The organism is Sulfitobacter faviae, assembly GCF_029870955.1.
Lineage (GTDB): Bacteria > Pseudomonadota > Alphaproteobacteria > Rhodobacterales > Rhodobacteraceae > Sulfitobacter > Sulfitobacter faviae.
This window is the reverse complement of record NZ_PGFQ01000001.1, coordinates 1,015,423-1,031,113: the sequence shown is the minus strand read 5'-3', so window position 1 is coordinate 1,031,113 and position 15,691 is coordinate 1,015,423. Positions and strand designations below refer to the sequence as shown.

Genomic DNA, 15,691 nt, shown 5'->3' with positions numbered 1-15,691 from the left:
CGCAGTTGCGCGGCAGGGTCGGGATATGGACGGCCTGTGTCATGGGAGTAGTTATACGCCCGTCTTTTCAAATGAAAAGGGGGTGTTGCGGCTTTTGTTTGCCCCTGCGTCAGCGTCGCCTATCTGCCTATAAGCAAGGGAGATCAGGATGGAGCGACAAGCGATACCATGGGCGGCGGCATGAGCGCGCGGGTGCTGGTGATCGGGGCCAGCGGCGGGATCGGCGCGGCGCTGAGTGCGGCTCTGCGTGCGCGCGGCGATACGGTGACGGCCCTGTCCCGCGCGGGCGATGGTCTGGACCTGACGGATGAGGCATCGGTCAATGCCGTGCTGGAGGGGCTGAGCGGCCCTTTCGACGCGGTGATCGTCGCCACCGGCGCCTTGGAGATCGACGGGGCCACGCCAGAGAAATCGCTGCGTGCCGTCACGCAAAAGGCGATGCTGGATCAATTCGCGCTGAACGCGGTCGGCCCGGCGCTGGTGCTGCGCCACGCGGCAAGGCTTTTGCCCCGCGACAGGCGGGCGGTTTTCGCCGTGCTCTCGGCGCGGGTCGGCTCCATCGGGGACAACCGTCTGGGCGGGTGGATCAGCTACCGCAGCGCCAAGGCGGCGGTGAACCAGATCGTGCATACCGCCGCGATCGAGCTGACGCGCTCCCATCCGCAGAGCATCTGCGTCGCGCTGCACCCCGGCACGGTCGAGACGCCCTTTACCGAGAAATACCTTGGCCGCCATCCCGCCGTCCCACCGGAAGAGGCGGCGGGCAATCTGCTGCGCGTGATCGACGGGCTGACCCCGGAGGAGAGCGGCGGGTTCTTTGACTGGGCCGGAAAGGCGGTGCCGTGGTGAGCCGTTTGATCTTGGTCTTGGGCGATCAACTCTCGCTAAACCTGTCGTCCCTGCGCGCGGCGGATAAGGCATGCGATGTGGTGGTCATGGCCGAAGTGGCGCAAGAGGCGGAATATGTCCGCCACCACCCTAAGAAGATCGCGCTGGTCTTTGCCGCGATGCGCAAGTTCGCGCGTGCCTTGGAGGAAGACGGCTGGACGCTGCGCTACACCCCCTTGGACGATCCCGAGAATGCGGGTTCCATCGTGGGCGAATTGCTCCGCCGTGCGGAAGAGACGGGCGCGGGTGAGGTGATCGTGACCGAGCCGGGGGAGTGGCGGCTGATCAACGCGCTGACCCACGCGCCGATCCCCACACGGCTTGTGCCGGATGACCGTTTCATCGCCAGCCGCAAACGGTTTGAGGATTGGGCCGAGGGGCGCAAGGCGCTCAGGATGGAGTATTTCTACCGCGAGATGCGCCGCGAGACGGGGATGTTGATGGAGGGCGACGACCCCGCAGGCGGAAAGTGGAATTTCGACCACGACAACCGCAAACCTCCGAAGGAAGGGCTGGATATCCCCGACCCGCTGACCTTCGCCCCGATGCCGAGGTGGAGGCGGTGCTGGAACTGGTGAGCGCGCGCTTTGGCGACAACTTCGGCGATCTGCACCCCTTTGACTTTGCCACGACGCGCGCGGAAGCCTTGCAGGTGCTGGCGCATTTCATCGCCCACGCTTTGCCGCGTTTCGGCGACTATCAGGACGCGATGCTGGAGGGGCAGCCCTATCTCTTTCATGCGCTGATCTCACCCTATCTCAACCTCGGGCTGCTGGACCCGTTGGAGGTCTGCCGCGCTGCCGAGGAAGCCTGGCAGGCGGGAGAGGTGCCGATTAACGCCGCCGAAGGGTTCATCCGCCAGATCCTCGGTTGGCGCGAATATGTGCGCGGCATCTATTTCCTCGAAGGGCCGGACTATGTGGTGCGCAACGTGCTGCGCCACGACCGGGATCTGCCCGACTTCTATTGGGGTGCCGACACGCAGATGAATTGCCTGCGGCAGGCGATTGGCCAGACCCAGAAACACGCCTATGCCCACCATATCCAACGGCTGATGGTGACGGGCAATTTCGCCCTGCTGGCCGGGGTCGACCCGCATCAGGTGCATGAGTGGTATCTGGAGGTCTACGCCGACGCCTATGAATGGGTCGAAGCGCCCAACACGGTGGGCATGAGCCAATTCGCCGATGGCGGGGTGATCGCCTCGAAACCCTATGTCTCCTCCGGGGCCTATATCAACCGCATGTCGGATTACTGCAAAGGGTGCAGCTATAGCGTCAGCACCAAGGCGGGGCCGAAGGCCTGCCCCTTCAATCTGCTCTACTGGCATTTCCTTGACCGTCACCGCGAGCGGTTTCAGGGCAACATGCGGATGAAAAACATCTATGCCACTTGGGATCGTATGGACGCCGACCGGCGCGAGGCGGTTCTGCGCGATGCGGATAAATGGTTGCAGCGGTTGGACGCGGGCGAGACGGTCTAGGCCGTCGCTGCTTTCAAACGCAGGCCGGGAACGGTTGGCCCCTTGCGCGCCTTTGCCACCGCGATCCGCCCTGCAATCCTCTGCGCGCTCTGCGGCGCGTAGCCGGCCGCCACACAGTCATCAACGTGGCCGCCGTCCTCCAGCAGGATGCGCAGGATCGCGTCCTCGGCACCGGCCTCTTCCGTGTCGGGGGTCGGGCTGGGCGCTTGCCCATGCATCCATGCCCGCACCTTTTTGCTGCGCCAGTCGCAAAGCGCCCGCACCTCGGTTTGGTAAAGGTCTTTGACCGGGTTGAAATCCCCCATCAGGGCCGCAATCCCCATGGCGGCGGCGGATTTGTTCTGTGCGGTGAGCAGCATCTCCCCCGCGTCATCGGCCAAGGCGTGCAGCATCAGGCCGCGCAGGGGAGGGGTGAGCGTCTCGGCGCTGACTTCTGCCCCGAGCGCAGCCAGTTCATCCCGCAGCGCGGCGTGCAGATGTTCTGACATCGGCACGTCAATCTGGCGGACATTCTCGGCCCCCAAGGCATCCCGCGCGATTGCCGCCGCGAGCGCGGTATCGTTCCCCCGGCCTGTTCGATCAGCACTTTGGAAACGCCGGTTTTGGCAACATAGTCCCGCAGCCCCACGACCAAGGCGCGGTAGTCCCGTTCCAGCGCCTCCGGCTGCGGCGCGAAGGCGCTTTCCACGATCCGCCAGCCCTCCGGCCCGCGCTCCAGATCGACATGGGCAAGCGCTGTGTCGAAGGCAGGCATCTGCAATGCCAGCTTGCCGCCGGGGTTCAGCGCGAATGTGGCACCATCGAAAACCGTCTCACCCTCGCCGCCGGTCATGTTGAGGTGGATCACCGGCAGTTCCGTCTCGATCACCCGCGCGACCATGTGGTTGAGGCGCCGCTCCATCGCGCCGCGCAAATGGGGCGCGGCATGGGGGATCAACAGCAGTTCGGCCCCCGTTTCGGCCTGCGTTTCGGCCACGTCGCCCGTCTCACAATCCGCGCCGATGGGAGAGCCGATGCGCAGCCCCGCCACCGCATAGGGGCCGCTGATCGGCGCGGGATCGAAGGGCGTGCGCGGTCGGGGCGCGTGTTGCAGCACCCTGTGCGCGATCTTTCCACCTTGCAGGAGGAGGTATGCGTTGTGGAGCTTGCCTGCCGCGACCCACGGCGCGCCAAGTGCCAAGGCGGGGCCATCGGCGCAATGCGCGGCCAGCGCTTCAAGCTGCGCCAAGACATCGCGCTGAAAGGCAGGGTTTTGCGACAGCCCTTGCGCGTCATGTCCGGTCAGGAAAAGTTCGGGCAGGGCGACCATCTGCGCGCCTGCATCGCGCCCGGCCTGCCATGCGTCGCGGGCCAATGCCGCGTTTCCGGGCAGATCACCGGCGGTGGGGTTCAACTGCCCGAGGGTGAGGCGGAAACGGTCTGACATGGCAAGGCTCCGGGCTGGCTGGCACCGGGTGGATCTAGCAGATCGGACCGGGGGCGAAACCCCCGTGCGCAGAGCTGACCCGCAGCACCGGGTGCGCGGGATCCGCCCAAACCGGCGTGCCCCTCTTGCAAACACGTTGCCTCTGCCCTCTATCACCCGTAACCTCGGGCCAAATGCCACTTAACGAGATCGGGAATTTCCGCCCATGTTGCACCGCAGCCTGCCCCTCTGTCTGATCGCCCTTCTGGCCACGCCGCTTGCGGCGCAGGACGGGCAGGTGCTGACCAAGGAATATGACGACGGCGGCATCTATGAGGGCACCTTTCAAGGCGGTCTTCAGCATGGCACCGGCACCTATAAGCTGCCCAATGGCTATGAATACTCCGGCGAGTGGGTCGAGGGGGAGATCAAGGGCGAAGGTGTCGCACGTTTCCCCAACGGATCGGTCTATGAGGGCAATTTCGCCAAGGGCAAGCCAGACGGTCTGGGCAAGATCACCTTTGCCGATGGCGGCACCTATGAGGGCGAATGGGAAGCGGGCGCGATCATGGGGCAGGGCGTGGCGATCTACGCCAATGGCGTGCGCTATGAGGGCGAGTTCCGCAACGCCAAACACCACGGCAAGGGCGTGATGCAAAGCCCCGGTGGCTATGAATACAAGGGCGATTGGGTCGATGGCGTCAAACAGGGCGTGGGCACGATCACCTACCCCGATGGCGCGGTCTATGAAGGGGAGATTGAAGCCGGTAAACGCAGCGGCGAAGGCACGCTGACCATGCCCGACGGGCTGGTCTATGTGGGGAAATGGAAAGACGGCCAGATCGACGGCACCGGCACACTGACCCAACCCAATGGCGACGTCTACGAAGGCACGCTGGTCGCAGGCCGCCGTGAGGGCAAGGGCAAGGTCACCTATGAAAACGGTGACACCTATGAGGGCGATTTCAAGGATGACCGCCGCGACGGGCAGGGCACATTTACCGGCACCGATGGCTATGTTTACACCGGCTCTTGGGTGGCCGGGCAGATCGAAGGCGAGGGGCAGGTGACCTATCCCGACGGGTCGGTCTATGTCGGCACCTTCCGCAATGATCTGGCCGATGGCATGGGCAAGATCACCTATCCCGATGGCTCGACCTATGAGGGCGAATGGGTCGCCGGGGTGATCGAGGGCGAGGGGATCGCCACCTATACCAACGGCGTGGTCTATGAAGGCGCGTTCAAAGATGCCCGCAACCACGGCCAAGGCGTGATGACCTATGCAGATGGCTACCGCTATGAGGGCGGCTGGCAGGACGGCCAGCGGCACGGGCAGGGCAAGGCGACCTATCCCGATGGCACCGTTTACGAGGGGGCCTTCAGGAACGGCCAGCGCCACGGGCAGGGCAAGATCACCATGGCCAGCGGTTTCGTCTATGAGGGCGAGTGGACCGAGGGTGAGATCGAAGGGCAGGGTGTTGCGACCTATGCCAATGGCGATGTCTATGAGGGCACCTTCAAAGCGGGCAAGCGGCAGGGCAGCGGCACCATGCGCTATGCCAGCGGCGAGGAAGCCTCGGGCGAATGGGAGAATGGCGCGCTGAGCGATGGGTCCGCCGGGGCCGAAACCTCGGAGGCGGCGGAGGCGGCTTCGGAAGAGGCTGACGGTGAAGAAGCGGCCACCGAAACACCCGCGCCCGAAGACAGCACCGACGCGGATACGTCAGAGGCTACGCCCACGCAGACCGGCACCGCAGCAGACGGGGGCTGACCCCCGCCTTTGCTGGACAACGCCCGCGCCCTGTGGCAATCCCGCGCGCAACAGGAGTACGCCAGATGTCCAACCCCACAATCACCCGTTTCGCCCCGTCCCCCACTGGCTATATCCATGTGGGCAACCTGCGCACCGCGCTGATGAACTACCTCATCGCGCGCAAGGCGGGCGGCACTTTCATCCTGCGCATCGACGACACCGATCCCGAGCGCAGCAAGGAAGAATATGTCGATGGCATCAAGCAAGACCTCGAATGGCTGGGTCTGGAGTGGGACCGGGTCGAGCGCCAGTCCGAGCGGCTGGACCGCTACCACGCCGCCGCCGATGACCTGCGCGAAAAGGGCCGTTTCTACGAGGCTTTCGAGACGCCGACAGAGCTGGACCTCAAGCGCAAGAAACAGCTCAACATGGGCAAGCCGCCGGTCTATGACCGCGCCGCGCTGAACCTGTCGGGCGAAGAGAAAGCTGCCCTTCGGGCCGAACGTGGTGATGGTGTCTGGCGCTTCAAGCTGGATCACGCGCGGATCGAATGGGACGATGGTATCCTTGGCGATATTTCCATCGATGCGGCTTCGGTCAGTGACCCGGTGCTCATCCGCGGCGACGGGCAGATCCTTTATACATTGGCGAGCGTTGTGGATGACACCGAGATGGGCGTGACCCATGTGGTGCGCGGCTCGGACCATGTGACCAACACCGCCACGCAAATCCAGATCATGGAGGCGCTTGGGCAGGGTAATGTCCCCTCCTTCGCGCACCACTCGCTGCTGACCGGCCCACAGGGCGAGGCGTTGAGCAAGCGTTTGGGCACATTGGCGCTGCGCGATCTGCGCGAGCAGGGCGTCCAGCCCTTCGCGCTTCTGAGCCTGATGGCGCGGCTCGGGTCCTCCGATCCGGTGGAACTGCGCACGGATATGGCAGAGCTGATCGACGGCTTTGACATCAACCGCTTCGGCTCGGCCCCGACGAAATTCGACGTGGCTGACCTCTTCCCGCTGACTGGGCGCTACTTGCAGCAATTGCCGCTGGAAGCCGTGAAAGACGACATCACCGCCCTCGGCGTGCCGGAAGACAAGGCCGCGCAATTCTGGGCCGTGACGCGCGAGAATATCTCGACCCTGAAAGACCTCGGCCCCTGGTGGGCCATGTTCCGCGACGGGGCGGAGCCGGTGATCGCCGAAGAAGACCGCGAATTCGTGGCGGAGGCCATGCTGCTGCTGCCCGAAATGCCTTTCGATGAGACCACTTGGTCCAGCTGGACCGCAGCGGTCAAGGAAGCCACGGGCCGGAAGGGGCGCGGGCTGTTCCGGCCACTGCGTCTGGCGCTGACGGGGCAGGAGCACGGGCCGGAGATGGCGCAGGTGATGCCGCTGTTGCAGGTGGTGAAGGCGCGCGGCTGATTGGCGGGCTTGGGGGCTTGAGGCAGCCTCCCGGGGGCGCTGCCCCGGACCCACGAGGGTATTTAAGAAAGGATGAAGGAGGTTTTGGGGGGGCGTGTTTTGGCCCTTAGAAGTTCCTTGCGGCGAAGGTTGTTTCGGCGCGTTCTTTGATCTGCACTGATAGGCGTTCCATGTGGTGGTCGACCACGGCGGTTTCCGCCTCTGTCAGCGTTTGGTGGCGCGGGTAGAGGGGGCTGCGCGGTCGTCGAGGATGGGCGTGTCCCAGCCGTCGGTCGTGTCGAAAAAGCGTGCCGCGCCCTCGGTGCCGAATTCGCGCAGGAAGCCTTGGACCACCACATCGAGATAGCTGAGCAGGATGACGTGATCGCCGTGGGTCACCGCGATGTCGGCGGGGATCGCGTAATGGGCGATGTCGGGGCGGGGGTCAGGTCATGCACCACCGCGCCGCCTGAGGCGTGGCGTTCGTAGCTGTATTCGCGTTTGTCCAGCGCGGCCCAATCCGCGCCCGGCACGGCGGCGATCAGCCCGTCGATGCGGGTAGCGGGGTGCTGCACCACGGAAAGATAGACGATATCGCGGCCTTCGGTGCGGACCCATTGGCGGCGCCAGCCGTCGAGCTGCGCCGGGCGGGCATCGGGGTAGCTATGGGTGTTGCGGTTCACGAGGCTGCCGTAGCCAAAGAAATAGGGGGTCATGTGGGGTGCTTTCCATCTGCCGTGTTGCCGGTAAGAAAACATGTGTCGCACCCGCTCACAAGCATGCTTGACGCAGAGGTATGCCCCAGCATACGAAAGGCCCAATCGTCACGGGAGAATCGGTTAACACCGATGCCGAAGGAGCAACCGCCCCGGAAACTCTCAGGCCCCAGGACCGTGATGTGACCAAGACTCTGGAGAGGGGCGCGGATGCGCACGCCGAAGGGATAACGATCTCAGGCGGAAGGACAGAGGGGGCATCAGGCGCGGCATTTGCGGCGCTAAGGTGCCGGCATGGTCAAAAGGTCATCCGGAAGCGACAGGAAAGGCGAACCGGATGAGCGATCTCAAGCAGACGGAATTGCATGATTTGCATGTGGAACTGGGGGCCAAGATGGTGCCCTTCGCGGGCTATTCCATGCCCGTGCAATACCCCCTTGGTGTGATGAAGGAACATCTGCACACCCGCGCCGCCGCCGGGTTGTTCGATGTGGGCCACATGGGGCAGGTCGTCGTTCGAGCGAAGTCTGGCAGCTATGAGGATGCGGCCTTGGCGATGGAGCGGCTCGTGCCGGTCGATGTGCTGGGTTTGGGCGAGATGCGCCAGCGCTATGCCATGTTTACCGATCCCAATGGCGGTATTCTGGATGACCTGATGTTGGCCAATCTGGGCGATCATCTGTTTGTCGTGGTGAATGCCGGGTGCAAGGATGATGACATCGCCTTGATGCGGGAGGCCCTGTCGGACAGTTGCGAGATCGAGGTGCTGGATGACCGCGCGCTGCTGGCGTTGCAGGGGCCGCAGGCCGAGGCCGCCTTGGCGCGGTTGCAGCCCTCGGTGGCGGATATGAAATTTATGGATGTGGCGCGGGACGTCGATCTTGATGGGATCACGGTCACCCTGTCGCGGTCGGGTTACACCGGGGAGGATGGCTACGAGATTTCCGTCGCCAATGGTGACGCGGTGGCGCTGGCGCAGAAGCTGTTGGCGATGGAGGAGGTCGAACCGATCGGCCTTGGGGCGCGCGACAGTCTGCGCTTGGAAGGCGGGCTTTGCCTTTATGGTCACGACATCGACACCACCACCACGCCGGTCGAGGCGGCGCTGAACTGGGCGATCCAGAAGGTGCGGCGCGAAGATGGCGCCCGCGCGGGCGGCTTCCCGGGCGCGGGGGTGATCTTGCAACAACTGGCCGACGGCGCGCCGCGCAAGCGCGTGGGGTTGCTGCCCGAGGGGCGCGCGCCGATGCGTGAGGGGGTCGCCATTTATGATGCCGCCGAGGGTGGCAATGAGGTTGGCCGCGTGACCTCGGGCGGCTTTGGTCCGACGGTTGGCGGCCCGGTTGCCATGGGATATGTCAGCGCCGAGCATGCGAAGGTCGACACCGCGCTTTGGGGCGAGGTGCGCGGCAAGCGCTTGCCACTGACTGTCACGAAAATGCCGTTCGTCGCGGCGAACTTCAAACGCTGAATCTACACAGGGAACTCCATTATGAAATTTACCGAAGAGCATGAATGGCTGCGCGTCGAGGGTGACGAAGTGGTCGTGGGCATCACCAACCACGCCGCCGAGCAGCTGGGCGATGTCGTATTCGTGGAACTGCCTGAGGAAGGCACCACCGTCAGCAAGGACGACGAGGTCGTCGTGATCGAATCCGTGAAGGCGGCGTCGGACATCCTTGCGCCCATCGATGGCGAGATCACGGAAGTGAACGGCGCGCTGACCGACAACCCCAGCATGGTCAACGACGACCCGCAGGGCGAGGCGTGGTTCTTCAAGATGAAGGTCTCTGACGCCAGCCAGATGGACGACTTCATGGACGAAGCCGCCTATCAGAAATTCATCGGCTAAACCGCCGCGCGCGCCGGGGGACCGGCGATGCTGATCACCTGCGTCGCCCCATGGGCGGCGCGCCACAAACAGGGGGCGCCCTGCCGCGCCGTGACGAGGAACCCGACATGAGCTTCAAGCCCACCGATTATCTGCCCTATGATTTCGCCAATCGGCGTCACATTGGCCCGTCCCCTACCGAGATGTCTCAGATGCTCGACACCGTGGGCGCCGAGAGCCTTGATGCGCTGATCGACGACACGCTGCCGAAAGCGATTCGCGCGAAAGAACCGCTCGACTTCGGCAAGGCGATGAGCGAGCGTGAGGTGCTCGAGCACATGCGTCGCGTGGCGGGCAAGAACAAGGTGCTCACCAGCCTGATCGGTCAGGGCTACCACGGCACCGTCACGCCCCCGGCGATCCAGCGCAACATCCTTGAGAACCCGGCGTGGTACACCGCCTATACGCCCTACCAGCCCGAGATTTCGCAGGGCCGCCTCGAAGCGCTCTTGAACTTCCAGACCATGGTGAGCGACCTCACCGGGCTGGAGATTGCCAATGCCTCGCTGCTCGACGAGGCCACGGCCTGCGCCGAGGCGATGACCATGGCGCAGCGCAGTTCGAAATCGAAGGCCAAGGGCTTTTTCATCGACGCCAACTGCCACCCGCAGAACATCGCCGTGATGAAGACCCGCGCCGAGCCTCTGGGCATCGAGGTCATCGTCGGTGAGCCCGAGGAGATGGAGGCCGAGAAGGTCTTCGGCGCGATCTTCCAGTATCCCGGCACCTATGGCCATGTGCGCGACTTCACCGATCACATGGCGGCCCTGCACGAGGTCAAGGCCGTGGGCATCGTCACCGCCGACCCGCTGTCGCTGACCCTGCTGAAAGAGCCGGGTGCCATGGGCGCGGACATCGCCGTGGGCAGCACCCAGCGGTTCGGCGTGCCCGAGGGCTACGGCGGCCCGCATGCCGCCTATATGGCCTGTAAGGATTCCATGAAGCGTGCCATGCCGGGGCGGATCGTTGGTGTCTCCATCGACGCCCATGGCAACCGCGCCTATCGCCTGTCGTTGCAGACTCGCGAGCAGCATATTCGCCGTGAGAAGGCCACGTCGAACGTCTGCACCGCGCAGGCGCTGCTGGCTGTCATGGCCTCGATGTATGCCGTGTTCCACGGGCCCGAAGGCTTGAAAGCTATCGCGCAGCGCATCCACCGCAAGACCGTGCGTCTGGCCAAGGGGCTGGAGGCCGCGGGCTTCGAGGTGCAGCCGGATGCCTATTTCGACACGATCACCGTCGAGGTTGGCCCCTGCAGGCCGCGGTGATGAAATCCGCCGTGGACGAGGGCATCAACCTGCGCCGCGTGGGCGAGAACTGCGTCGGCATCACGCTCGACGAGCGCACCCGCCCTGACACGATCGAAGCGGTCTGGCGCGCCTTCGGCATCCGTCAGGCGGATGATGATTTCACGCCCGAGTACCGTCTGCCCGAGGGGCTGCTGCGCACGAGCGATTACCTCACGCACCCGATCTTCCACATGAACCGCGCCGAGACCGAGATGATGCGCTACATGCGTCGCCTCGCGGACCGCGACCTCGCGCTCGACCGGGCGATGATTCCCTTGGGCTCCTGCACGATGAAGCTGAACTCCGCGGCCGAGATGATGCCGGTGACATGGCGCGAGTTCTCGCTCATCCACCCCTTCGTGCCCGCTGATCAGGCGCTTGGCTACCGCGAGATGATCGACGATCTCTCGGACAAACTCTGCGAGATCACCGGCTATGACGCGATCTCCATGCAGCCGAACTCCGGCGCGCAGGGCGAATACGCGGGCCTGCTGACCATCGCCGCCTACCACCGTTCGAAGGGCGAGGGGCACCGGAACATCTGCCTCATCCCCATGAGCGCCCACGGCACCAACCCAGCCTCGGCCCAAATGGTCGGCTGGAAGGTCGTGGTGATCAAGACCGCCTCCAACGGCGACATCGACCTTGAGGATTTCCGCGCCAAGGCCGACCAGCACAGCGAGAACCTCGCCGGTTGCATGATCACTTATCCCTCGACCCACGGCGTGTTCGAGGAGACTGTGCATGAGGTGACCAAGATCACCCATGACCACGGCGGGCAGGTCTATATCGACGGGGCCAACATGAACGCCATGGTGGGTCTCTCGCGCCCCGGCGATCTGGGCGGCGACGTGAGCCACCTGAACCTGCACAAGACCTTCTGCATCCCGCATGGCGGCGGCGGCCCCGGCATGGGCCCCATCGGCGTGAAATCGCATCTGATCGCGCATCTGCCGGGGCACCCGAACGAGGAAGGCGCCGCCGTTTCGGCCGCGCCCTACGGCTCTCCCTCCCTGCTGCCGATCTCTTGGTCCTACTGCCTGATGATGGGCGGGGACGGTCTGACGCAGGCGACCCGCGCGGCGATCCTGAACGCCAACTACATCGCCAAGCGGCTCGAAGGGGCTTACGACGTGCTCTACAAAGGCCCCTCCGGCCGGGTGGCGCATGAATGCATCATCGACGTGCGCCCTTACGAGGAGACCGCGGGGATCACCAACGAGGATGTCGCCAAGCGTCTGGTCGACTGCGGCTTCCACGCGCCGACGATGTCTTGGCCGGTGGCGGGCACGCTGATGGTGGAACCCACGGAGTCCGAGACCAAGGCCGAGCTGGACCGTTTCTGCGATGCGATGCTGGCGATCCGCGAAGAGATCCGCGAGATTGAGGAAGGCCGCATGGACCGCGCCAACAACCCGCTCAAGAACGCGCCGCACACGGTGGAGGATCTGGTGGTGGAATGGGGCGACCGGCCCTACAGCCGTGAGCAGGGCTGCTTCCCGCCCGGTGCCTTCCGCGTCGACAAATACTGGCCCCCGGTCAACCGTGTCGACAACGTGCATGGCGACCGCAACCTGATCTGCACCTGCCCGCCGCTGGAGGATTACGCCGAAGCGGCGGAGTAAGGTTCAGACCCAGAAACCACCTAAGGGCGCGGGATCATTCCTGCGCCCTTAGCATATCCGCGGGCCGGGCGTTCAGCGCCTTCAGCGCGAAGCCCAGACCGGCCAGCACCGTGGCCAAGACGCCGCCCGCGATGATCAGCAACGCATTGGGCCAGACCACGGCGAAATCAGTCTCCATGACGAAATGGCTCACGGCCCAACCACCGGTGATCCCGGCCAGCAACGCCACCGCCCCGGCAAAGAGGCCGAGCAGCGCGGCGCGCAGCACAAAGCTGGTGGCGATGGCACGGCGCGAGGCGCCCATGGTTTTCAGCAGCGCCGCCTCATAGCTGCGCGCGCCGGTGCCTGCGGCGGCGGCCCCGATCAGCACCATGAACCCCGTCGCCAGCGTGGCCAAGGCGCCAAAGGAAATGGCCGAGGCGAGCCCGGCCAGCACCGCCGCCACCCGGTCGATCGCATCGCGCACGCGGATGGCGGTGATGTTGGGGTATTCGCTGGCAAGATCGCGCAGGATCGCGGCCTCCGCCTCGGGTTCGGCATAGACGGTCGAGATGAAACTATGCGGCGCGCCTGAAAGGGCGGCGGGGTTCATCGTCAGCACGAAACCGATCCCGGCGGTCGAGAAATCGACCTCGCGAAAGCTGGTGATCGTGCCGGTGATGTCGCGGCCAAGGATGTTGACGCTGAGCGTGTCGCCCAGTTCCAGCCCGATCTCTTCGGCCTCTTCGGCGGCAAAGCTGATCTGCGGATCGCCGCTGTAATCCTGCGCCCACCATTCCCCCGCCGTGATGCGCGTGTCTTCGCCCGGCTGCGCGGCATAGGTCACCCCCGGTCGCCGCGCACGACCCAGTGATCGCCCGCGACGTCACGCGCGGGGCGTCCGTTGATCTGGGTGATCACGCCGCGCAGCATCGGCGCACTTTCGATGCGCGACACGGCCGGATCGCCCTCAAGCCGCGCGGTATAGCCGGGCATCTGGTCTTTCTGGATATCGACGAAAAAGTAGGAGGGCGCCACATCGGGCAGGTTGCCCGAGATTGCCCGGCGCAGGTTGCCGTCGATCTGACCCACGGCGGCCAGCACCGAGAGGCCGAGGCCAAGCGCCAGCACCACCGCCGTCGCCCCTTCGCCGGGGCCGCCGATGGCCGCCAGCGCCCACCGCAGGCGCGGATGGCCCCGCGCCCGGCGGGCCGCCGCACGGGCCAGCAGACGCAAGAGCGCCGCCGCCAGCGCTAGCACCGCCAGCGTCGCGGCCAATCCGCCCAGTGTCCAAAGCGTGAGCGACCACGAGCCGTTGAACCAACCCGCCAGCGCAAGCAGAGCGGCCAGAAGCAGCGCCATCGCGACGAGGTAGGGCGCGGCGGGCCAAGGTGATTGCCGTTGCCAGTCGTCGCGAAACAGGGTCGCGGCGCGGACATCAGCGCTGCGCGCGAGCGGCCAGAGGGTGAAGAGAGCAGCGGTCAGCAGCCCGTAGAGCGCGGCCTCAATCAGTGGGGCGGGGTAGATGGTAAAACGCGCGGGCAGGGGCAGGCTTGCCTCGATGAGCGGCGAGAGCAGCAAGGGCAGCCCCGCCCCGATCAGCAGGCCAAGGGCGACCCCGACCATGGCCAGAATGCCGACTTGGATGAAATAGGTTTGAAAGATCGTCGCGCGGGACGCCCCCATGGCGCGGAAGGTGGCGATGACGGCGGTTTTGCGTTGCAGATAGGCCCGCACCGCTGCCGCCACGCCGACCCCGCCGACGGCAAGGCCCGAGAGCCCGACGAGCACCAGAAAGGCGCTCAGCCGTTCGACGAAACGCGCCACGCCCGGCGCGCCGTTGCGCGCGTCGGTCCAGCGCATTCCGGCATCGGCAAAACGCGCCTTGGCCTCTGCTTCGAGCGGGGCGAGGGCGGTGCCTTGGGGCAATTCGAGACGGTATTTGCTGTTGAAAAGCGTGCCGGGGGCAAGCAGGCCGGAGCCTTCGAGTGCCGCGCGTTTGACCAGTGTGCGGGGCCCAAGGGAAAAGCCGCTGGCGGCGGAATCCGGTTCGCGTTTGATCAGCGCGGTCAGGGTGAACTCCGCCTCGCCAAGGGCGAAGGTGTCACCGGGGGAGAGGGCCAGCCGATCCGCCAGCGCCCGCTCCATCACCGCGCCGGGCAGGGCGGCGGGGTCCGGCGAAAGGGCATCTTCCAACGGCAGGGCGGGGTCCAGAACCATCTCGCCGATCAGCGGATAGAGGTCATCGACCGCCTTTACCTGCGTGAGCGCGCGTTCGGAGGTCTCGCCCGCACCGGTGACGGCCATGGAGCGGAACTCGACAATCTCGGAGACGCGCGTGGCGCGTTCGGCCATCCAGTCGCGTTCTTCGGGGTGGCGAAACGGTAGGTGAAATCAAGCTCGGCATCGCCGCCCAGAAGGGCCGCGCCCTCGGCCTCCAACCCGGCTTCGATCGCCGCGCGGACGGTCCCGACAGCGGCCAGTGCGGCCACGCCAAGCGCAAGACAGGCCAGCAGCAGGCGAAAGCCGCGCAGGCCGCCGCGCATTTCCCGGCGGGCGAAACGGGCAGCAAGGCGCAGGCTCATGCGAGACGCCCGTCGCGCAGTTCCACCACCCGGTCGCAGCGCTGCGCCAGATCATCGGCGTGGGTGACCAACACCAGCGTCGCGCCATGGCGGTCGCGCAGTTCAAACAGCAGGTCCATGATCGCGGCCCCATTGCGGCTGTCAAGGCTGCCTGTCGGCTCATCCGCCAAAAGGATCGCAGGGCGGGGTGCTGCGGCGCGCGCCAGTGCCACGCGCTGCTGCTCGCCGCCCGACATCTGCGCGGGATATTGGTTGATCCGGTGGCCCAGCCCCACGGCCTCAAGCTCGGCCCGGGCGCGGTCAAAGGCGTCATCGGCGCCCGAAAGCTCCAGCGGGGTGGCGACATTCTCAAGCGCGGTCATGGTGGGGATGAGGTGGAAAGACTGAAAGACGATCCCCATGCGCCCCTGCCGGAACCGGGCCAACCCGTCTTCGCGCAACGCGCTCAGGTCATGGCCGAGGGCGGTGACCTTGCCGCCGGTGGCGCGCTCCAGCCCGCCCATGACCATCAGCAGCGATGATTTCCCCGACCCGGAAGCGCCGGTCAGCGCGATGCTCTCCCCTTGCTGGACCTGCAACGAAATGCCGCGCAGAATATCGACGGGGCCGGCATTGCCCTTGAGGCTCAGCGTGACATCTTGAAGGTCATAGACAGGGTCGCTCATCGGGTCGCCTTT

Annotated in this window: 8 protein-coding genes, 4 pseudogenes and 1 riboswitch; of the genes and pseudogenes, 7 read left to right on the top strand and 5 right to left on the bottom strand. The window is 65.4% G+C overall.

Annotated features, from left to right (window positions below; all coding sequences use genetic code 11):
* Positions 1-168 precede the first annotated feature (168 nt).
* Entirely contained in the window at positions 169-849 is a 681-nt protein-coding gene (locus CUR85_RS05350; protein WP_248646544.1) for an SDR family NAD(P)-dependent oxidoreductase, read from the top strand.
* Positions 846-2,371: pseudogene (locus tag CUR85_RS05345) on the top strand (cryptochrome/photolyase family protein). Before CUR85_RS05350 ends, CUR85_RS05345 begins: the two are co-directional and overlap by 4 nt.
* On the opposite strand, the gene CUR85_RS05340 reads toward CUR85_RS05345, so the two are convergent.
* Positions 2,368-2,859: an NAD(+) synthetase gene (locus CUR85_RS05340; protein WP_280322100.1), complete on the bottom strand. Its 492-nt coding sequence runs from the start codon at positions 2,857-2,859 to the stop codon at positions 2,368-2,370. The pseudogene CUR85_RS05345 and the gene CUR85_RS05340 overlap by 4 nt on opposite strands.
* Positions 2,763-3,797, bottom strand: a complete 1,035-nt coding sequence (locus CUR85_RS05335; RefSeq protein WP_280322098.1) for a nitrilase-related carbon-nitrogen hydrolase — start codon at positions 3,795-3,797, stop codon at positions 2,763-2,765. The genes CUR85_RS05340 and CUR85_RS05335 overlap by 97 nt, the downstream gene beginning before the upstream one ends.
* 205 nt (positions 3,798-4,002) lie before the next feature.
* Between CUR85_RS05335 and CUR85_RS05330 the strand changes: the two genes are divergently transcribed.
* Together CUR85_RS05330 and gltX are read left to right on the top strand one after the other, a co-directional pair.
* Complete coding sequence (locus tag CUR85_RS05330) at positions 4,003-5,547, top strand: MORN repeat-containing protein (RefSeq protein ID WP_136720537.1); 1,545 nt, start codon at positions 4,003-4,005, stop codon at positions 5,545-5,547.
* A 65-nt stretch (positions 5,548-5,612) separates the two neighbouring features.
* A complete protein-coding gene (gene gltX, locus CUR85_RS05325; RefSeq protein WP_067265275.1) occupies positions 5,613-6,950 on the top strand; it encodes a glutamate--tRNA ligase in 1,338 nt (445 codons plus the stop codon).
* Between the two features lie 106 nt (positions 6,951-7,056).
* Here the strand turns inward: gltX and CUR85_RS05320 are convergent.
* Positions 7,057-7,645 (bottom strand): annotated as a pseudogene (locus tag CUR85_RS05320) (gamma-glutamylcyclotransferase family protein).
* 101 nt (positions 7,646-7,746) lie between these two features.
* A riboswitch (glycine riboswitch) is annotated at positions 7,747-7,833 on the top strand.
* 149 nt (positions 7,834-7,982) lie between these two features.
* On the opposite strand from CUR85_RS05320, the gene gcvT reads away from it, so the two are divergent.
* From gcvT to gcvP, 3 genes and pseudogenes are all read left to right on the top strand, one after another.
* Positions 7,983-9,116, top strand: coding sequence for a glycine cleavage system aminomethyltransferase GcvT (gene gcvT / locus CUR85_RS05315; RefSeq protein WP_067265270.1), 1,134 nt, complete (start codon positions 7,983-7,985; stop codon positions 9,114-9,116).
* Positions 9,117-9,137: 21 nt separating this feature from the next.
* A complete protein-coding gene (gcvH, locus tag CUR85_RS05310; RefSeq protein ID WP_067265267.1) occupies positions 9,138-9,497 on the top strand; it encodes a glycine cleavage system protein GcvH in 360 nt (119 codons plus the stop codon).
* Positions 9,498-9,604: 107 nt separating this feature from the next.
* A pseudogene (gene gcvP / locus CUR85_RS05305) lies at positions 9,605-12,450 on the top strand (aminomethyl-transferring glycine dehydrogenase).
* A 34-nt stretch (positions 12,451-12,484) separates the two neighbouring features.
* Here the strand turns inward: gcvP and CUR85_RS05300 are convergent.
* Both CUR85_RS05300 and CUR85_RS05295 read right to left on the bottom strand, forming a co-directional pair.
* Positions 12,485-15,014 (bottom strand): annotated as a pseudogene (locus CUR85_RS05300) (ABC transporter permease).
* The gene (locus tag CUR85_RS05295) at positions 15,011-15,679 is read right to left on the bottom strand and encodes an ABC transporter ATP-binding protein (RefSeq protein ID WP_067265258.1); all 669 of its coding nucleotides are present in this window, start codon (positions 15,677-15,679) and stop codon (positions 15,011-15,013) included. Before CUR85_RS05295 ends, CUR85_RS05300 begins: the two are co-directional and overlap by 4 nt.
* Positions 15,680-15,691: the final 12 nt, after the last annotated feature.

Excerpts from the sequence above, each read along its gene's own strand:
- CUR85_RS05350 (WP_248646544.1), top strand. The coding sequence starts at position 169 with ATGGGCGGCGGCATGAGCGCGCGGGTGCTGGTGATCGGGGCCAGCGGC.
- CUR85_RS05340 (WP_280322100.1), bottom strand. The coding sequence starts at position 2,859 with ATGTCAGAACATCTGCACGCCGCGCTGCGGGATGAACTGGCTGCGCTC.
- CUR85_RS05335 (WP_280322098.1), bottom strand. The coding sequence starts at position 3,797 with ATGTCAGACCGTTTCCGCCTCACCCTCGGGCAGTTGAACCCCACCGCC.
- CUR85_RS05330 (WP_136720537.1), top strand. The coding sequence starts at position 4,003 with ATGTTGCACCGCAGCCTGCCCCTCTGTCTGATCGCCCTTCTGGCCACG.
- gltX (WP_067265275.1), top strand. The coding sequence starts at position 5,613 with ATGTCCAACCCCACAATCACCCGTTTCGCCCCGTCCCCCACTGGCTAT.
- gcvT (WP_067265270.1), top strand. The coding sequence starts at position 7,983 with ATGAGCGATCTCAAGCAGACGGAATTGCATGATTTGCATGTGGAACTG.
- gcvH (WP_067265267.1), top strand. The coding sequence starts at position 9,138 with ATGAAATTTACCGAAGAGCATGAATGGCTGCGCGTCGAGGGTGACGAA.
- CUR85_RS05295 (WP_067265258.1), bottom strand. The coding sequence starts at position 15,679 with ATGAGCGACCCTGTCTATGACCTTCAAGATGTCACGCTGAGCCTCAAG.